Source organism: Pseudoalteromonas sp. TB64, from assembly GCF_000498095.1.
In the GTDB taxonomy this organism is placed as follows: domain Bacteria; phylum Pseudomonadota; class Gammaproteobacteria; order Enterobacterales; family Alteromonadaceae; genus Pseudoalteromonas.
Window position 1 is genome coordinate 1 of sequence record NZ_AUTQ01000111.1, and the last position, 19,013, is coordinate 19,013.

The 19,013-nt window shown below is 36.8% G+C and carries 20 protein-coding genes; 6 read left to right on the forward strand and 14 right to left on the reverse strand.

All coding sequences use genetic code 11. The features are described from left to right. The first annotated feature begins 184 nt into the window (after positions 1–184). Positions 185–1,138, forward strand: a complete 954-nt coding sequence (locus tag L647_RS0108145) for an IS110 family transposase (RefSeq protein ID WP_024610714.1) — start codon at positions 185–187, stop codon at positions 1,136–1,138. A gap of 28 nt (positions 1,139–1,166) precedes the next feature. On the opposite strand, the gene L647_RS0108150 is transcribed toward L647_RS0108145, so the two are convergent. Further along, positions 1,167–1,604, reverse strand: a complete 438-nt coding sequence (locus tag L647_RS0108150; RefSeq protein ID WP_139015430.1) for a hypothetical protein — start codon at positions 1,602–1,604, stop codon at positions 1,167–1,169. A 578-nt stretch (positions 1,605–2,182) separates the two neighbouring features. Here L647_RS0108150 and L647_RS0108155 point away from each other — a divergent pair. Continuing rightward, a complete protein-coding gene (locus L647_RS0108155; RefSeq protein ID WP_024610716.1) occupies positions 2,183–2,479 on the forward strand; it encodes a hypothetical protein in 297 nt (98 codons plus the stop codon). Here L647_RS0108155 and L647_RS1000000126225 read toward each other — a convergent pair. Continuing rightward, entirely contained in the window at positions 2,458–3,351 is an 894-nt protein-coding gene (locus tag L647_RS1000000126225) for an IS4 family transposase (protein ID WP_216712731.1), read from the reverse strand. The two genes, L647_RS0108155 and L647_RS1000000126225, sit on opposite strands and share 22 nt — an antisense overlap. Further along, positions 3,255–3,872: a transposase DNA-binding-containing protein gene (locus tag L647_RS1000000126230; protein ID WP_050581973.1), complete on the reverse strand. Its 618-nt coding sequence runs from the start codon at positions 3,870–3,872 to the stop codon at positions 3,255–3,257. The genes L647_RS1000000126225 and L647_RS1000000126230 overlap by 97 nt, the downstream gene beginning before the upstream one ends. Positions 3,873–3,932: 60 nt before the next feature. On the opposite strand from L647_RS1000000126230, the gene L647_RS0108165 reads away from it, so the two are divergent. After that, positions 3,933–6,200 (forward strand): metallophosphoesterase family protein, encoded by a 2,268-nt coding sequence (locus tag L647_RS0108165; protein WP_024610717.1) that lies wholly within the window; start codon positions 3,933–3,935, stop codon positions 6,198–6,200. Positions 6,201–6,410: 210 nt separating this feature from the next. Here L647_RS0108165 and L647_RS0108170 read toward each other — a convergent pair whose 3' ends face one another. From L647_RS0108170 to L647_RS0108210, 10 genes are all read right to left on the reverse strand, one after another. Further along, positions 6,411–7,091 carry a hypothetical protein gene (locus tag L647_RS0108170; protein ID WP_024610718.1) on the reverse strand — a complete coding sequence of 227 codons (681 nt, stop codon included), beginning with the start codon at positions 7,089–7,091 and terminating at the stop codon, positions 6,411–6,413. A 272-nt stretch (positions 7,092–7,363) separates the two neighbouring features. Beyond that, positions 7,364–7,483, reverse strand: a complete 120-nt coding sequence (locus L647_RS1000000126355; RefSeq protein WP_253948843.1) for a DUF1272 domain-containing protein — start codon at positions 7,481–7,483, stop codon at positions 7,364–7,366. 647 nt (positions 7,484–8,130) lie between these two features. Then, a complete protein-coding gene (locus L647_RS0108175; protein WP_024610719.1) occupies positions 8,131–8,862 on the reverse strand; it encodes a glutaredoxin in 732 nt (243 codons plus the stop codon). Between the two features lie 24 nt (positions 8,863–8,886). Next, complete coding sequence (locus L647_RS0108180; RefSeq protein WP_024610720.1) at positions 8,887–9,399, reverse strand: DUF305 domain-containing protein; 513 nt, start codon at positions 9,397–9,399, stop codon at positions 8,887–8,889. A gap of 134 nt (positions 9,400–9,533) precedes the next feature. Further along, positions 9,534–10,052 carry a DUF411 domain-containing protein gene (locus L647_RS0108185; protein WP_024610721.1) on the reverse strand — a complete coding sequence of 173 codons (519 nt, stop codon included), beginning with the start codon at positions 10,050–10,052 and terminating at the stop codon, positions 9,534–9,536. Between the two features lie 10 nt (positions 10,053–10,062). Then, complete coding sequence (locus L647_RS0108190; RefSeq protein WP_024610722.1) at positions 10,063–10,551, reverse strand: nuclear transport factor 2 family protein; 489 nt, start codon at positions 10,549–10,551, stop codon at positions 10,063–10,065. Positions 10,552–10,574: 23 nt separating this feature from the next. Beyond that, positions 10,575–11,483 (reverse strand): CopD family protein, encoded by a 909-nt coding sequence (locus L647_RS0108195; protein ID WP_024610723.1) that lies wholly within the window; start codon positions 11,481–11,483, stop codon positions 10,575–10,577. Between the two features lie 11 nt (positions 11,484–11,494). Further along, entirely contained in the window at positions 11,495–11,902 is a 408-nt protein-coding gene (locus L647_RS0108200) for a copper resistance CopC family protein (RefSeq protein ID WP_010554094.1), read from the reverse strand. 22 nt (positions 11,903–11,924) lie between these two features. Then, positions 11,925–12,788, reverse strand: a complete 864-nt coding sequence (locus L647_RS0108205) for a copper resistance protein B (RefSeq protein WP_024610724.1) — start codon at positions 12,786–12,788, stop codon at positions 11,925–11,927. Next, positions 12,785–14,608 (reverse strand): copper resistance system multicopper oxidase, encoded by a 1,824-nt coding sequence (locus L647_RS0108210; RefSeq protein WP_024610725.1) that lies wholly within the window; start codon positions 14,606–14,608, stop codon positions 12,785–12,787. The genes L647_RS0108205 and L647_RS0108210 overlap by 4 nt, the downstream gene beginning before the upstream one ends. 166 nt (positions 14,609–14,774) lie before the next feature. Between L647_RS0108210 and L647_RS0108215 the strand changes: the two genes are divergently transcribed. Both L647_RS0108215 and L647_RS0108220 read left to right on the forward strand, forming a co-directional pair. Beyond that, positions 14,775–15,461 (forward strand): heavy metal response regulator transcription factor, encoded by a 687-nt coding sequence (locus L647_RS0108215; RefSeq protein WP_024610726.1) that lies wholly within the window; start codon positions 14,775–14,777, stop codon positions 15,459–15,461. Beyond that, positions 15,451–16,848, forward strand: coding sequence for a heavy metal sensor histidine kinase (locus tag L647_RS0108220; protein ID WP_024610727.1), 1,398 nt, complete (start codon positions 15,451–15,453; stop codon positions 16,846–16,848). The genes L647_RS0108215 and L647_RS0108220 overlap by 11 nt, the downstream gene beginning before the upstream one ends. Positions 16,849–16,916: 68 nt before the next feature. On the opposite strand, the gene L647_RS0108225 is transcribed toward L647_RS0108220, so the two are convergent. Continuing rightward, positions 16,917–17,546 carry a hemolysin III family protein gene (locus L647_RS0108225; RefSeq protein ID WP_024610728.1) on the reverse strand — a complete coding sequence of 210 codons (630 nt, stop codon included), beginning with the start codon at positions 17,544–17,546 and terminating at the stop codon, positions 16,917–16,919. A gap of 716 nt (positions 17,547–18,262) precedes the next feature. Between L647_RS0108225 and L647_RS0108230 the strand changes: the two genes are divergently transcribed. Further along, positions 18,263–18,625: a hypothetical protein gene (locus L647_RS0108230; RefSeq protein ID WP_024610729.1), complete on the forward strand. Its 363-nt coding sequence runs from the start codon at positions 18,263–18,265 to the stop codon at positions 18,623–18,625. Positions 18,626–19,013: the final 388 nt, after the last annotated feature.

Here is a 19,013-nt window from a genome sequence, read left to right on the forward strand (position 1 = left end):
GTTCGGGTAATGTGAGGCCCAAGCTTTGGCTGCAACCAAAGCCTTTTATACAGTAGTTCGATTGATTGAAGGCTCCTCTATTGAGAGACCGGTAACAAGAAAGAACGCTGTATAAACTCCAAGCATTAAACTCGGATAGTCAACGGGGCCTCGAGCCCGAATCGCAAGGCAGAGTCAGCTTATTATGAATACACTCAATAATCAAAATGAAATTAACGTCGGTGTCGATACAGGTAAAACTCAACTCGATATTTACATCCGACCGTTAGATATATATTTCACCGTAGAAAACAATGACGGCGGCATTAAACACGCTATAAAAACACTAAAAAAGCACCCAATAACGCGTGTTACTATTGAAGCAACTGGGCGCCTTGAACACCCCTTTATTATGGCGTGTGCTGAAGCAAATATCCCTTTCGTTGTTGCTAATCCCGTTAATATTAAACGTTTCGCAGGCGCTATTGGCCAAAAAGCAAAAACAGATAAACTTGATGCGCAACTCATCGCTCATTTTGGTGAAGCAATAAAGCCACCACTCTCTTCTTTAAAGCCAGAGCAGATGCGCTTGATGAGTGATTTACTTTCTAGAAGAAGGCAGTTAATGGATATGCAAACGATGGAGAAAAATCGCTCACAGATAATGCCAAAAACAATATCATCACTAATAAAACCTATCCTAACGGCATTAAAAAATCAGATTGAAAAAGTAGATTTGAAACTACAAAAACTCATCAAAGAATGTGACGAATATAGTGTCAAGAATGACATTATTCAAAGTGTGCCTGGCGTTGGTAATGTTGTCGCGTTTAACTTACTTAGTGACATGCCTGAGCTTGGGTGTGTAAACAATAAAGAGGCTGCATCACTAGTTGGTGTTGCACCATTTAATCGAGAAAGTGGTGCTTATCAGGGTAAACGGATGATACGAGGTGGACGACCAAAAATTAGAACCGCAATGTATATAGCAATGATGTCAGCTATCCAATGCAACCTTAAATTTAAAGCTATTTATCATCGGCTAGTCGCGGCAGGGAAACCTAAAAAAGTGGCTATTATTGCCTGTATAAGAAAGCTTATAGTAATCATAAATTCTATGGTGAGAGATGGTGTCATGTGGGATCCTAAAATGGTTTGAAATTAGGAATTGACACCATAGTCACTTGTTAGTGAGCTATTTCACAATACTTATCAGCATACAAGATAAGTGAACCTTTGTATTTTTGCTTTAATAATTCCGTTAATTTTGCCGACAACTCTTTGGCAAAAAACTCTCCATTGTGCTTTTTGTCATAAGTTGCCACTGAAAAACAGCTTTTATTTAAAACGTTGTTAACTAAGAACCCATATCCATGTTCGTTTTTGTACGCTGCCATCATAAAGTTAATTTTAACTTCAGGCAGCATTTTGTCCCCACCTTCAGACAATTTATCAAAATTTTCAGATTCAGAGAAACTATCCAGTACGACTATTAATTCGGTCTTTGTTAAACCTTTAACGGAAAAGAAAAAACCATCTACTGCGTAATGAACTTCTCTACTGCATGAAGTTATAAATGAGAGAATACAAATCATGAAGATTACGCGCATATTTCCTTTGCTCACTAACAGCTTATTGAACACCATTATGGTGGTTTATAACAGACCAAAACGGCATATATTACATACCCTGATAATTTCACCAATAATTACCTTTGTAAACAAGTAATTAAAACAGCTAGGAATTAAGCATGTTATTTTGCCCCAAAACGGCATTTAATAATGTTATCGGACAAAATTAGGCTACTACTCAAAGAAGTAGGAATAAATTTAACTTTTTTTCAGTGTCTGGTTTTCGCCTTTTCCGAAGTTTGACTGAATACCGCAAGCGTTAAAAAAAGTGGCTAAATGTAAGAGACGACCCTAAGACCTTTTTTTACCCTTTTCTAAAGTTTAAATATTCTCTCTACCATTGAAGATAGTGCAACCTATTGATTTATTATCTATATCTTAATTATTTACTGATTGGTTTTCACTTTTTATATCATTAATAATTAGAGTGGCAGTTTGGTTTATTTTGTTGTTAATTTATATTTCCATAAAATTGTAATATTTCCTCTGTACCTTATTTACATTATTTCTATTTGGCAGCTGTGAAGCTAAGTTGCCATAAAATTATAATTAAATAATAGGTAAATACCCTAATGAAGGCTTTAACCAAAACCGCTCTAATAGTTGTTATTTCAAATGCTCTTTTTGCGTGTGGTTCTGATAATTTAGATTCAGCAGAAAATTCCGATCAAGTTGAAAATGAAACTACGGTAAGTACAACTCTGACGCAAGGGGCTAATAAACTTGCAGAAAATAATAGTGATAATGTTTGGCGTTTTGCTGTTATACCCGATACGCAAGGCCGAGATGATGATGATTATAAACAAACAATTACGCATACCTACGATGGTATAACGCTGTCTCTTGATCACAACTTTTCTGCCTGCTGAATTGATATTAACAATTCGGCAGATTCGACCATTGCGGCTAATTTCAGCCACCCCTTCCAGAGTGCTTTTACGCCAACTCGACCATTTCTTTTACTGTCATACCACCCTCCCAATTTCGCTAAACTATAGTATAGCCAATGAAGAGACGGTACTTTATCCGGCAACACATCCTTTTCAACCTTTGCCCATAGTAACTTCCACGTCATCTCTTTAACACAAGTTGTACATCTCACTTCTTTGTCTAATTCACTCCTTTGCGCCATATTTTGCAGCTGTAATAACCTGACAGCAATAAACGCTTTAATGATCGCAATTCGTAAAATATTATCACTGTGCTGCAAACGTAAATTTTCTACTTCGGTTCCATCTGTTTTCCATGTTTTATGAAACTCCTCTACACGCCAGCGCAGTTCATAATATCTTACTAATTTCTGGGCATCTTCTGCTGTGTTTACGGGCTCTGTCGTATATAAAATCCAACATAATGGATTTTTTTGCGTACTTTCTTTTTCCTGACAGACAATGACATTGACACTCAATGTCGCTGATTCTTTCCCTTGAACTCGCTTAGGCTTGGCGAGAATTATAGGTTGATAACTCAATGTAATTCGAGCCTGACGCGCTTTTCTGCCCGCACGTTGCGCTATATTAATAGTGTAACAACACTGACCCTGCGCTGTTTCTATTAACTGATTAAGATTGCATTGAGGCTCTATTAATTTTCTATTTTCTTTTGCTCGGACTAAAAATCGATGCCCTTCATCTTTTTGGTAAGTCATGTATTCATAAATGTCAGCTTCTCTGTCGCAGACGTTAAGTATATTTGATAATTCACCTGTACGTTTTTTATATCCATTAATGTTTGTTGCCAGCGATAGCTTTCTTTCTCTTCGTAAGGGCGTTGCTGTTGTTGATCTTTAGTCCCTTTAACCTTTGATTTCCTAAACCAATAGTACTGGTCGAGTAAACCAATAACGTGCTCCGTCTCTGCATCAATTGCTAAAGTTGAATGCGCATATAGCGTTCTTGTTTTTGATGGTTTTCCTAATGTATTTGAACAGTTCACATCGCCTAATTCTTTGCAAACACTGTGTTTAAATGTCAATCCTGTCGTATCTTGGATAGCAAGAACCAAAGGCAGCTGCTTTACCGCTTCACTCGTTTGTGAGAACCCTGAATTGGCAATCGCTTGAGGGGATATTTTCTCATTTCTAATGAAACGGTAAGCGGCTTCAATTTTTGCGGGTGTATCAGAAGCCTTAACAATTGAGCTGTCTGCATTCTCAGCCATATCGCTTGCTAGCAGAGCTAATCGTCGGGTGCGTCTCGGATCTCCTAAATTAGCGTTACCAAAAATTAATTGAGCCCATTCTTCAGAAGTGTTTGTGTGCATACGATAAATCTATGAGTGATGATGACCGATTAGATCACAGACTTATCGATATTAAAAGACTTGTGTATAAGAGACAGTGGTATAACGTTATCTGTCGATATTGGATATGACGTTAATAATGATGACATTTTTGATGGTGAAGGTTGGAAGATTGACGTGTCTGACCCGTATAACGCTATTTTTGTTGATGAAAATGGAGAGCCTCTTGCTACCGGCGACGTGCCTGTTGAAGTCGCAAGTAGCGAACGCGCTGATACGCCTTATGATTTTAAACATCTTCCTGCTTTATTAGTTGACCCTATTGTTTCTAAAATAAAAGAAGAGGGGGTTTCAGTTGTACTCGCAGTTGGCGATATGACTGATGTACGTACAGAAAACGAATATGTTGAATGGATGGATAAAGTAGGCACACCGTTAAGCGAAGCCGGAATGACTGTTTTACCTGTGCGTGGTAATCACGAAATTGTAGACGGTTATGATTGGCTAAGTTGGTTTACTACTTCAGTGGATACGACAGATAATCGCTCTGTTAATAACATGGATAATGGTATTGATGCTTATACCGATGCCGATTCACAGCAATACGATCAAGGGTACAATTTATACCAACAATACCCAGGAAAACTGTTAAGCAAAGGGTTAGAAAGTGGCGAAATAGTCGGTTACGAAGGTATTGAAGATCTTATGTACTATACCGTTCAAAACAATACCCTATTTATTGCTATAGACTTTTATGCCAGTGATTTAGTGTCTGTTAACTATGAAGGTACTTGGCTTCTTATTTACGATTGGTTAAAAAATGTTTTAGAAACAAAAGGGACTACGGTTGATCATATTGTTATGTTTGGTCACGAAGCTTTGTCAACTAAAAAGCGTCCGTCTGTTTATAATTATGATGAATATTTTGACTATATTAGTTCATTAAAAAGTGATGGTACAAGTGGAGATGAGGATGAAACTGAGCCAGGCATATTAGGACTTGATACTGGGCAATTAGGTTATTTACAACTGCAAGATGAGTCTTCACCTGGTTTAATGGATAATGTGCTTAATTTATTGAGTGAATATAAAGTTAACTATATTGCTGGGCACGATCATCAATATTCACGTAGTTTAATTCATCCAGATAATTCGAATCCATCGGTTGGCTTTACACAAATTGTTGCCGGTAATGCATCTTGGAAAGCGTATAACAACCGTTATGGTATTCATGATAAATATGAAACGGGTTTAGCACAGGATAATTTTGCTCAAGTAGGTGACTACGAAGGAACAAATAGTCAATACACTAAAGATTTAACTAAGTATGAAAAATCAAACAAAATTTCATTTGTGATTGTTGAAGTTAATGGTCGTCAAATTACGTTTAAAAACTATTATGCACCTGTAAATTTCTCAGAAGCTGATATGAACATGGGAACATATTGGGACGAATCTCAAAATGCATGGGTGCAATATGATGTTGATTCAACGGGTAAAACCATTGAAGAAATTATCCCTATTGAATGGAATGTCGGGGATAGCGCAAGCTATACGAGTGATGCGCTACAGCGTGTTGTTTCTCCTTACGAATCTTATTGGGCAACAACAAAAACACCTGACGAAGCCGGTTATATTGGTACTGAAGCGGCTATTTTAGATGGTTTTAATTTAACCTATAACAGTGTAGAAGTGTTAACAACAGATACCCAAGATAAAAAGCAGGTGGGCGTTGATGCAAACTATCAAGATGATTTAGGAACAGGCAAAGGTGAATATACAACGTTTGCAGACGCTTATAGTATTCCTCGTAAAGAACAAGCTATGAACGAATTGTTGTCATTAAGCTGGTTTACCGACGATGATGCGACGACTGTATCTGATATTTTGTACATTAATGGTAACTTAAACCAAGATGGCTCGTATAAAAATACGAATGGATTTGTGCAAACACGTTCTCCTTCAGAGTTGTTTTTCGATAAAGATGCAGTGGAAACTGATAATCCAACAAATGTTATTCGAGATGGCGTGGTCACAGCTGAAGATGACGCTGACGCAATGGCGATTGCTATGACTGCTCCAGAAGGAGTTGATTTATCTACTTTAACCATTGGTCGATACAACGAAGAAACGGGTGTTTGGGATACGTTTTTAGATGAAAACTGCTTTACTGCCACATCTTACTCGGATGACTTTAGTGTTATGTTCCAATCGGGTTTTGGTAGTGCGCCAAGTGATGTAAGCAGCAGTTGTGGGACTTATTTGTGGGGTTATAATCATAACAACAACTCTGTTTGGGGTTTTACACATAAAGATGGTCGATTTGCTTTGGTTATAAAAGTGGATTAAGTGACGTCGTTTTTTGTTTGATTTGGTTTCTTTGTAGTAATTAGGGTGAATGCGATCCTAATTACTACATTGTTTTATATATTAGTATTTTAATAGCGTGATGACTCATTAACGCCAAGGGAAGGGCTATATCAATGGGGAGTCATATTATTTTAAAATGCTTTGCACACATAGCTTAGTTATAAACGGTAAAGTACAGGTAAAAGTATATTATTCTTTTACGCTTTCCATGTAGTGAAAAATATCCACGATCTCTTGTACTATTGCTATATTTACCTTCAGGTTTTCAATATTATTTTCTATAAAATCAAAGTTGTTTTTTATATATTCATCGTCATTTCTTTCTAAGTAGTTTATGAAATGTTGTTGCAACGTTGTCGGGCTACCGTAATGACCATAATATCTGTTCAAGAAACTAGGAGTAAGAAAATCTTTTTGATTTTCCATTCTCATTTGTAAATTGTTTAGATGTTCAACTTCTAAATCTATATCGTCGATATACAGTGGATATAAATCCCTTATTAACGGAACTGCCTTAGATATAATGAGAGACAGACCATCACGTAACTCTTCATCATTTATTTTTCTTTCATCATCATTAAGTTCTAAAAAGTCTTTTTTCGAGCTTTTAATATTTCGTAAATTAAAAAAAGTGACTGCAATCACTCTCCACTCTGCCTTTTGCATGTAGTCATCGTAGTTCATGTACTTGTTGAAGTTTTTATCATCTGTGTTATTTGTATAGTTAAGATAAACCGAATAATGGGTTCGCCCTAAGTTGTCTTTTTTATTTTTATCCGCTTTATAATTATCGCCATTTGTTCTTATTTGAGGCACTGATTTTATCAGCTTATTAACTGCCAAATGTAAAGATGCAATTAGTTCATTCATAAAAATTCCTTAAGTAAAATTTTGAGCTCAGTAATATAGCTTTTAAGTAAAACGTGTAGCCTCACAAGGGGCTTTAACGGACTATATAACTGATTGAGAAGCATAAACATAGCTCACTTCTTTGGTGTCTATATTATGTGTTTATTATGTATGTGGCGTACAGCTACGGTCTTTTAAAATACGTTTAGTTGATGCAGGGTGGTCTTTTAATGCTGAAATTGGTCTTATTGGTCGGGTAACAAAATTCCCAACACAATTAGGACATTGATTATTTAAAATTGTTCCACACAATTTGTACAAAAAGTGCATTCAAAAGAACAGATACCCGCTTCTATTGAGTTTGGGGGTAAATCCTTATTGCAACATTCACAGTTAGGTCTTAATTCTAACATTTAAATCTCTATTTTAAGAACATATAGCACTTAGATAATAAGGTAAGTAATGATTGGCTATATGTTGGATTTTACCAACGTTAAGCGGGATGACTCTATTGTGAGTCAATATTTTTGATGTTTCCTCAAAAATATTGACATGTATATTGCTCATTACTTTTAGTGATTGAACAGACGATTTAAGCTTGTTTTTTCATCATCAATTAATAAGAGAAATTTTGAAGAACCTGAAATATAACTTTCAAAGTCAAATAACGAAATAGGTTTAATATACCATTTATGCGTAGAGTAAAGCTCTTCGATACTTCGTTGATTTATTTAACCAATAGCTTATTCGTATTTGCTTTAATATTGTTTTTTAATGCCACGCCCATAAACTTTGCTCTCAGAGCTGAAGGTATTTGTAATAGGCGCGCACAAACTATGTAGTGGTCAATAAAATAATTAATGATTTACAGCCCAAAATAATCTTGGAATATAAATAAGATTAGAAATTGTGACACACTCTGGTTGAAACTAGATGATGCCTTAAAGGTGTCAGAGCAAATTGATGGGGTTTTAAGTTCAGGCAGAACCAGACTCAACTACTGAGTCTGGTTCGTGCTATAAATAAGCTCGTCATCATATTTTTAAATTAAAGCTGTTGTTTACCTAACAAACATCCAAATACCGGCAGCTATCATAAATAAGTTTTCTGTTAGGGAGATAAACCCTAGTGGTACGTTACTGTCACCGCCTACACACGCACATTTTAGCTCTCGTTTATCTATATAGACTGCTTTTATCACTGAAACAGCCCCAACCCCACCTATAAATAATGAAATAGGGGCAATAACATAGGCTGGTAATCCGGCTATCATTCCAATGCCAACAAATGCTTCTAAAAATGGGTAAACATAAGCGTACCTAACTACTTTCATAGCGACTAAATCATAGGTTATAAATGAATTAGTAAAGCTAAATAAGTCTTGAAGCTTTTGTATTGCTAACACTGCCATTGTTAGGGCTACAAACAGTTCAGCGGTTTGCATTGATAATAAGCTATTATCCGATGCAAAACTAAATGCCACACTAAGCAAAAAACTAACTGAAAAAATCGCAATTACGGGGGTGTAAGTTGTGCCTTGTTGGGCAGCTTTTGGCTTATTAAAGTAATCGCGTAAATCGTCGTAGCCACCAATACGTTTATTATCTATAAATGTTTGAGGTGTAGTTTCTACATTGTGTTGTTTTTTAAATTCATCTGTTTGCTCTCGAGAAGTTAAAAGCTGATCATCAACTGTATATCCCTCTCGCTCTAGTAGGTCTTTTGATTTTAAACCAAACGGACAAATATGCTCATCTGTTACCATTCTAAAAAGTTGGGCTGATTTGCTCATGCTTTACTCCTTATGTTATGTGGTTTATTTATTTGAATTGAAATTTGGAACAGCTCTTAATTGTGCTTGAGCATTGGTTTGTGTAATGCCGTTTTGCTCTATATCTTTTAGGAGCCATTGCATTTCTTTTATTTCTCGCTCTTGGGCTTCAATTATGTTTTTAGCTAGCTTTTTAACGCGTTTATCTTTAATTTTTGATCTGTCACTGGTGAGTATGGCAATTGAGTGATGTGGGATCATCGCCGACATCCATGAGCTATCAGCAACAGTCGCTTGTGAGCGAACTAAAAATAAACTTCCCGCAAATACGGCAACACTAGCAATGAGTACTGCTATATTTTTCTTTTTATCTTTATACATATTGAGCATGAAAAGCAGCATTATCACTGCCATCGCGGCTCCCATATAAAGCGCCATATAAGTACGAGTTTCACTAAAATAAACATGACTAAGTTGGTAGGTGTTCAAATACATCAATACAAACATGGTTATTGTGGATGTTGCTATCATTAAACAAAATTTTGAATAGTGTGACATTGTATTGCTCCTTGTAAGTTACCTATTTTGTTTTTACATGTGAGTGATTTTTACACTATTAAACTCACAAATTAGTGTTTTCTAGTATGCAAAATGAGTATTTAATAATTAACTCAAAAAATTATGCCGTTAAGCTAAAATTGCTCGTTAGATTTACTTATGTATTTGTAGGTTTCTTCATTTGAGTTGTTAGTGAGTAGTTCAATATTATATTTGTGAAATATACCGTTCATTTCCATTCCTGGAGTGCCAATAGGCATTGCTGGTACACTTAAGCCTGTAATGTGCGGTGCGTGTTGCCCAGATAAAAATTGTTTTATATATTTAGCGGGAACATGACCTTCAAATACAAATCCATCGGCTGAAACGGCTGTATGGCATGAACGCATATTAGGTTTTATTTGATACTGAGATTTAATCGACCCCATATCATTAACGTTAATTGCTTTTGTTTGAATATTGTTTTCGCTCAAGTGAGCAATCCACTTATTACAACATCCACAATTTTTACTTTTATAAACGGTAAGCTCAATTTTAGGTTTTTCTGAATTATCATAAGTTATTAATGCTTTATGTTGTTTTTCGATACTTATTGTAGAAAATGACATAGTTAATGATAAAAATAACGCTGAGGTAATGTAGATTACTCGCATTGTTAACTCCTTAATTTGACCAATGAATATGAGTGATTTTCCAACCTGTATCGGTGTTTTTTAATGTGATTGATTCCATTCCCATAGACTTAATATCTTTTCCTTTGTACTTTCCTTGAGTTTCACTTCTTGAAACTGAGTAAGCTATGTCTCCATTTGTGTAAACTTGATGCTCTAGTAGTTCACTATTAACTGCACTTAAGAATTTCATATCCGCTATCATATGATGGTTCGCGTATTCATCTGCAGAACGCTCAACACTTCCGCCTTCAAAAATGATGACATCGTCGGCTAGTAATTTACGTGCAGCTTCGCCATTGCCTTGTTTTAGAGATGCATGAAATAGGCTGACTGTCTTTGCAGCTTCGCTATCAACATTGACAAAAGCCCAGCCTTTTTTTGAATGTTCTTCATCGCTATGTGCACTAACAGCAAAAGAACTAACAGCGCTAAAAATTAGTAGCAATAAAATTTTTAAGTCAGAGAATTTAATTAACATACGTTTTCCTTTTTTATTAATCGTTAAACAGGCGGACCAACAAGTGTGGTAAATACACTTGTTGTAATAAGCACAAACAGGGCAATTACTATTTCAACAGTAATCGAACGTTTTAATATACTTATATGGTGTTGTTGAGTGATTTGCGGGACTAAAAAAAGCTTATGCCATGCACCTAGTAACAGCATCGCGCTGACGAGTAACAGCTTTAATAAAATTAGTTGCCCATAATTTGATGTAAACAATGCAGAAAATGACTCTAAGTACTGCAGGAGCAGAGTTAAGCCCGAAATAAGCAGTACAAATACAATAACAATAGCGAGTTGACCAAAGTAATGCATTAACCGCTTTACTTCACTGGTAGGTAGTAAAGTGCAGCTTTTGTAAAGCGGCCACAATGACCCTAACCAACTCGCAATGGCAATAAGATGAAAGGTTAAAATACTTTTCACTAACCCATTTTCATTTGCACTGTGCCCAGTAAAAGTGAAGCTATAAGCGATAAACCCAAGCATGATTAGTATAACGGCACCGTTTTTATAACCTGCTACGTTATCATCTGATTTCACATTCCACATACATGCGCTAATTAGAGCAATAATAAGCGCTGGTATTCTAAACGTTGCTTGGTCACCTATGACTGATTGCCAAACAATTTCAAGCATAAAGGGGTCAAACATTCCCATAAAGCCTGATTCAGCCATTGCTCCAGCTTCTATTGGTACTTGTAAAAGTGCAGCAATACTACCTGTAACTACACACGTAATTTGCCAACGTTTTAATAACTGATAAAAGCTAATTAAGTGATGCCCTGCAACATTGCTGTTGCCACACATAAAGCGCATTAATAAAGTGCCCGCAAGCCCTGCAATTGCGATATAGCTTGCTAGTTTTAATAATAGTAAGAGTACTGACCATTCACTTAATTGCATTATGTTGCTACTTAATGATTATGTTTGCTGTGGGTATTAGATTGTTCTTGCATCATCTTATGCGATTCACTTTTGTGTACCATAAATCTAAACGTGTCGGTCATTTTATGTCCATCACCACCGAGTGCTGTCCATTTAACCGTGTAAGTGCCTTGGGCTAGGCTCGGTAATGACCAACTAAAGTCTGTGCTTGGGGTGGAGCTGGGTTTGAAATCAAAGTTTATTGATTTATTTTTTTCATCTTTGATGATGACTTTTGCTAGCCTTACTTCACCACCAAAAGTTAACGAAAGTTGCTCTGGGCTTTTCATTAACATGGCTTCTTGCGCAGGTGTTGATTGCTTGAGTGATATATGCGCTGATGCGGAAAATGTAAGCACTAAACCTAAAATGGCTACTGCAGAATTAAAAAACTTCATAATTACCTCTTATTTAAAATGATTAAAACCAAAATTTAATACCCGCAACAAATGCGGTGTTGTTGCTACTTTGTCCACTTGATGTGGCATAGTCGGCGGTATTGCCAAATTTATTGCTCCATTCAACGCCAATATAGGGCGCAAACTGGCGTGTAAATTCATAACGAACCCTAACGCCAATCGCGCTGCTTGATAGGCCACTTCCAAGTTCGTTTTGTTTATCGTTTTTGCCATAAAGTGTAATTTCGGCTCGCGGTTGTATAATTAGCTTTTGCGTGAGTAGTAGTTCGTACTCTGCCTCTAACGTAAATGCGGTATTGCCTCGCTCACCTACGTACGCTGTCATATCAAGTTCAAACCAATAAGGGGCTAAACCTTGCAAGCCAAAAGCCAACCATTGCCGATTTTCACCTTCTTTATTGTAATCAAGACGAACACCTGCTTGAGTATCCCAATATGCTGATACGGCGTGCCCCCATAAAATATCGGTTTGGTTTTCTTCAATACTTCCTTCGCTGAAATCACCCTCGGTTTTAATTACCAATCGATCAAAGGTAGTGCCGTACCATGCTTGTAAGTCAAACACACCTGCGTTTGCTTGCTCGTTATATTCAAGACGATCGCCTAGTAATGCGTAAAATGGATGCTCATCAGCGAGTGTTAATCGCTCATTGCCCTCAAGCGCATATGGGCCTTCTGTTAAAGTTGTTCCCGCAGAGTAAGCATGAGGGTCTCTTGCATCTTTAGGTGCACTTCCTCCTTGTGGTTGCATCTTAGCGCTATTCATTTGTGCCATTTCACTTTGCGCTAATAAAGGGAAACTAATTAATGAAGCCCCAGTTAACATTAATAAACCTAATGATTTAGATAGTTTTAATTGTTTCATGATACGACTACCTCTCTAAACATACCGGCATCCATATGGAATAATAAATGGCAATGCCAAGCCCAGCGACCTACATCGTGAGGGGTGGTTAAAAAGCTGATTCTTTGTGCTGGTTGAACAGGAATCGTATGACGTCGCACTTGCACATCACCTTGCTCGTTTTCTAAATCACTCCACATACCATGCAAATGCATAGGGTGTGTCATCATGGTATCGTTTTGTAAAATAACTCTTAAACGTTGGTTATGCTTCATATGCACTGGCGTGCTTTTACCAAATTCTAAGCCATCAAATGACCAGCTATAACGCTCCATGTTGCCGGTTAAATGCAGCTCAATTTCAGCTTCTGGCTCTTGCTGGTTAGTGATCCCTTCAAGTGAGTGTAAATCTGCAAGTGTTAAAACACGGCGACCATTTTTACGTAAACCAATACCAGGATCATCAAGATTTGTTCTAGGCATATCAACGCGCATATCAACTGAAGCTCCATACTCCGTTTTTGCATGACGCACTTTAGAGCTGGCAACCGCCAATGGGTTTTCAGACATACCATGTTTGCTATGATCCATCGCCATTGCACCGTGCCCCATAGCGCTATGATCCATTTCTTTAGAGTTCATACCTGACATGCCAGCCATACCAGCCATTGCAGAATGCTCACCGCCGTGGGTCATATTGCCCATCATATCGGTCATCGTTAACCATTCAACAGGGTCAAGTGCAGGTACTGGCGCATCAATATTAGGCGAGCTTGATAAAGTTCCTTTTGCGTAACCAGAGCGATCCATACTTTGAGCAAAAATAGTATAGGCATCATTTTTAGGCTCAACAATTACGTCGTAGGTTTCACCAGGGCCGAATCTAAATTCATCAACTGTCACTGGTTCAACGTTTTGCCCATCTGCTTGTACAACCGTTAGTTTTAGCTCGGGGATACGCACGTCAAAAAAGCTATTACTAGAGCCATTAATAAACCTTAATCTAAGCTTTTCACCGACTTTAAATAATCCACGCCAGTTTGCCATTGGAGTACTGCCGTTCATTAAAAAAGTCATTGCTGATGCAGATAAATCAGCTAAGTCTGTAGGATTCATTCGCATCTGATTCCACATTTTTCGGCGCTGTAGAGCATTTGAAATACTGCTGCTTGAAACGTCATCGAAAAACTCTGGAACAGTGGGTTGATTGAAGTTAAATACATCACTCTGTACTTTTAATTTACGGAACAGCGCCATTGGGTCATCATCAGTCCAATCAGATAATTGAATAACATGCTCGTTATCTGCACTAATAATATCGTTTTCTCGCGGCTCAATAATTAAGGCACCGTACATACCTGTCATTTCTTGAAAGCCACTATGTGAGTGATACCAATATGTACCGCTTTGTTGCAGTTTAAATTTATAAACAAAGGTTTCGCCCGGCATAATGCCTTTAAAGCTGATACCTGGTACGCCATCCATTTGATACGGTAAAATAATGCCATGCCAATGAATTGAACTCGGTACTGATAATTTATTTGTTACTCTAATAGTAACGTCATCGCCTTCTTTTAGGCGCAAGGTCGGGGCGGGTATAGATCCATTGATAGTTGTCGCCATACGTACTACGCCAGTAAAGTTAACCGGCGATTCATCTATAACCAGATCAATTACTTTGCCGCTAAGTTCGGGCACAGTGCCTGTTATTGTTCCTGCTACTAAAGATGATGCAGCATGTAATACGCTCGGAAAAGCAGCAAGTACACCTCCTGCAATTAAGCCTTGAACAAATCGTCTTCGTGGTGTGCTAACCTGTTGTGATGACTTTTTAAACCCCATTTCCTTACTCCTTCATAGCAGAATATGTATTGAGTATAGAAAATAGACCTGTCTTTAACATGACGCGAACATTACAAAGTTGTAATCTTGGTGTCATGTTGCTGTAGTGACAGATACTGCATAATATTTGCAGAGGTAGTTGTTAGGACTTTAATGAAGGAATTGTATGCGCTTATTAGTTGTTGAAGATGAAGCAAAAACGGGAGATTATTTAAAACAGGGACTAAGTGAAGCTGGTTTTCAGGTTTCTTTGGCACGCAATGGTCTTGACGGTCATCACCTAGCAATGACCGAATTATTTGATGTAATAATACTTGATGTCATGTTACCTGACGTATCCGGTTGGAAAATTTTACAGTCGCTACGTGAAGCAGATAACAAAACCCCAGTACTATTTTTATCTGCTCGCGATAGCATAGATGATAGAGTAAAGGGGCTCGAACTTGGTGCTGATGACTATTTAATAAAGCCTTTTGCTTTTGCTGAAGTTTTAGCAAGAGTACGCACTCTTATTCGCCGTGGTGCAGTGCAAACAGTTGACGATATACTGATCGTTGCTGATTTAGAAATGGATATTCCAAAGCGAAAAATACAACGTGCAGGCAAGCGTATTTTATTGAGTAATAAAGAGTTTAGCTTACTTGAACTATTGTTACGGCGCGAAGGTGAAGTACTGCCACGTTCGTTAATTGCTTCTCAAGTATGGGATATGAATTTTGATAGTGACACCAATGTGATTGATGTTGCCATTCGTAGGCTAAGAGCAAAAGTTGATGATGACTTTACTGTTAAATTAATTCATACAGTTCGTGGTATGGGCTATAAATTAGAAGTTGAAACTGATGACTATTAAGTCACGACCTTTATCACTTACGATGCGTGTTGTGTTGTTTGTGGCTGTAACCGTTATTGCGTGCTTAACTTTAGTTGCCTCTTTAATAAATAGTTCGATAAAACATCATTTTTTTCAGCAAGATAGCAGTGAACTACATGTTATTAATCAATCTATTGAATTTGTTTTAACACAACAGTATAAATCAAACCTGAAACTTAAAAATGAATTATCTAACGCTGTAGCGGGTCATCACGGTGTTTACTATCAGGTAAATACCGCAAAAGGAGAGCTGATTTTTCAAAGCTCTGAACGAGATTTTAGTGATTTTGCAATGAGTGCAAAGGCTTCAACTGGCTTTAACCGTAACAACATTATCTCATGGCAAAATGATACTCACACCTACCGAGCTCTGGTGAGTAATTTAAGTACTGGGCAACAGCAATACAAGATTACTACAGCGATAGATATGAGCTTTCATTTACACTTTCTCAATCAATTTCAGCAAAGCCTTTGGGCTATTATGTTTGGTTCAGCGGTACTCATTTTATTGGTGGCTTGGTTTGCTATACATCAAGGATTAAACCCTTTACGAGGTTTAAGTCAGAAAATGCATGATATCCAAACTAATAAAATGGATGTAAGGCTTGATGAAAATAAAGTGCCTATTGAGCTTGTTAATATGGTGCAGTCGTTTAACTCAATGCTCGACAGGCTCCAAGGTGAATTTATTCGCTTATCAAATTTTTCTAGTGATATTGCTCATGAACTACGAACTCCACTCACAAATATAATTACTCAAACACAGGTTGGATTATCTAAAAAAAGGCAGTTGGAAGAGTATCAAGAATTATTGTTTTCTAACTTAGAAGAACTTGAGCGATTAACTAAAATGGTTAGTGATATGCTTTGGCTCGCAAAAACTCAAAATGGGCTAATTAAACCCGTTCAAAACACTCTAAAAAGCCATGATGAAATTGAAGCGTTATTTGAGTATTTTGACGCTTTGGCTGAAGACTCATTGATTGCATTTGATAAAAAAGGTGAAAACCTTTGTTTTTATTGTGACAAATTACACTTTCGCCAATTATTATCAAACTTACTATCCAATGCAATTAGGTACGCCCCAAAAGGCTCATCAATCACAGTAAACAGTGAGATGATCACTGCTGAAAAAATATGCATTTCAGTGATTAATACAGGGGAGAGAATACCTTCTGAGCATTTACCTTATTTATTTGACCGCTTTTATCGACCCGATAAGTCGCGCCAACGACACAGCGATGGAGCCGGTTTAGGGCTTGCAATAGTGAAAGCTCTAGCGCAAGCAAACGGTGGCGGTATAGAGGTCAGTTCAAACAATCAAACTACCAGCTTTAAGGTTTATTTAAATTTAGCTAAAAGCTAAATATTAAAATCGATTAACTCAATGTTTGCTTGTTGCTCAAACCAGACCATTTTAATAGCTAAATCAGTTTAATAAACGTAATTACTAATTGAAATATAATGGCAAACACACCCCGCTATAACAAATAAATGCCAAATTGCGTGGCTAAATTGCGTATTTTTAGCACTGTAAAAAAAGGTGCCTAAGCTGTAAAACACACCACCGGCAAGTAACCAATAAAGTGCTTTTACATCAACTATTGAATAAAGCGGATATACAATGGCAAGTGCAAACCAACCCATTAGTAAGTAAGTTGCGAGTGATATTTTTTTATTACCATTTTTTACAAGTACTTTATAGGCAACGCCTGCCAGTGCCACAGTCCAAATAAAGGTAAGCGTTGCCCATGACCAAGTACCGCTTAACGAAATTAATAAAAAGGGGGTGTAGGTGCCTGCTATTAATAGATAAATAGCGCTATGGTCGCACTTTTTATAAAAGGCTCTTAAGCGAGGTTGAATACTGGCATGGTATAGGGTTGATGATAAAAAAAGTATGAATAAGCTACTGCCATAAATAGCAGTACTTATATAAGCTTTAGTGCTGGTGGCTTGATTAAATAAATCCCACATAACAAACACAGCAAAAATAATACCTAGCGCGTGGCTAATTACGTTTAGTTGTTCTTCTTTTTGAGAATAGGGCGCTTGAAGCGACATAAAGGGTACCACCACTGTTTGAATGAATTTAAGTGTACAAGTGTGCGCTGAAAGTTTCAATGCTCGATTTAGAGCCTTTATACATATTTTTATTGTTTTTCATAAAGTTAAAATACTTGTAAAAGGACCTCGTGAGTAATGAGGGAAAATGGTCATTGTACTCTAACTCAAAGCACTCTAACTCATAGTACTCTAACTCATAGTACTCTAGCTCATAGTACTCTAGCTCAAAGTAGTTATAGCGAAGCCGATAACTTAACTTGGTGTGGTTGATGTTTACTTTAATTTATTAAATTATTTTTATTTGTTCTTAGGGCGTGTTAATCGTCTCTAGAAAGAACCCTTCGAGCAGTGCATGTTTGGTATTTATGCTGCATTATCGCCTATTTATGGGGAATAACCACACTACATAGGTTCTGCCTTGCCTAAAAACCAAACATACTGCTGTAAACTCAACCACCAAAGAACAACACGCCCTAGGGCTAAATCAAAAAGCAATTACTCAGAGCTAACTAAAATAAAAGTCAGTAAAACATATCGTGTTATATAGGGTAGTAGTTTTATATTTGTTACAGAGCAAGTTGTTTTGTTGGTATAGCGTTAACACTTGGGTTTGATGAACAATAATACATTTAACTACTTGATATTTTAATTGAGCCACTGCAAAGTGGCTTTTTTATGTGATCACTTTAAAGTGAAATTTATATTAGGTAAAAATGAAACAAGATATTAAAGCTGCGCTATTAACCGCTGTTGTTTATCCGGGAGCAGGGCATTTTTTTCTAAAAAAGCGTCTTATAGGTGCTATTTTTTCGGGTGTATTTTCGCTTCTTTTAATTTTAACGCTTAAAGATATATTTGCTATTGCACAATGCACAGCCAATGAGATTGTCTCGGGGAAAATACAGATGTCGGTAACGGCTATTTTAAACGCGGCGCATGAACCCTCTGCCGCTTGTGCTAAATTAGCAGAATATAAGTATGTACCTACTATGGTTGTTGTGTGGGTGTTAAGTATTGTTGATGCGTATCGCTTAGGTAGAAAGTTACCTGCGATTAAAGCCGAAGTTAAATCATAAATAATTTGAAAGCTAAGTTTCAAATCTATTCAGTAATAAAGACTAAAATTCACTCAAAGTTAAGTTAGCACTAATCATATTCCTTCTAAATATTAGTGGTTATTTTTATTAGATAACCATTAATTACCATTTATACATTTAATTATTACTTTTTTTTAACATGTTTTTGTTTCTAAAATGTGTATAAAAAGCATGAAACCTACTTAAAATCTTTAATCTCCTCTGAAAAGTTGTTTTTTAATTTACTTTTTAAAACATCATGTTTTCATTTGTACCTATTTATTCATTTGATGTTAATAGTGTTCTGATACTTTACACCGGTAAAAAATTGAGACTACACTCCTTTAGTGCTTATTTTTTATGAATGCTCTAATACATTAGGCAAAAT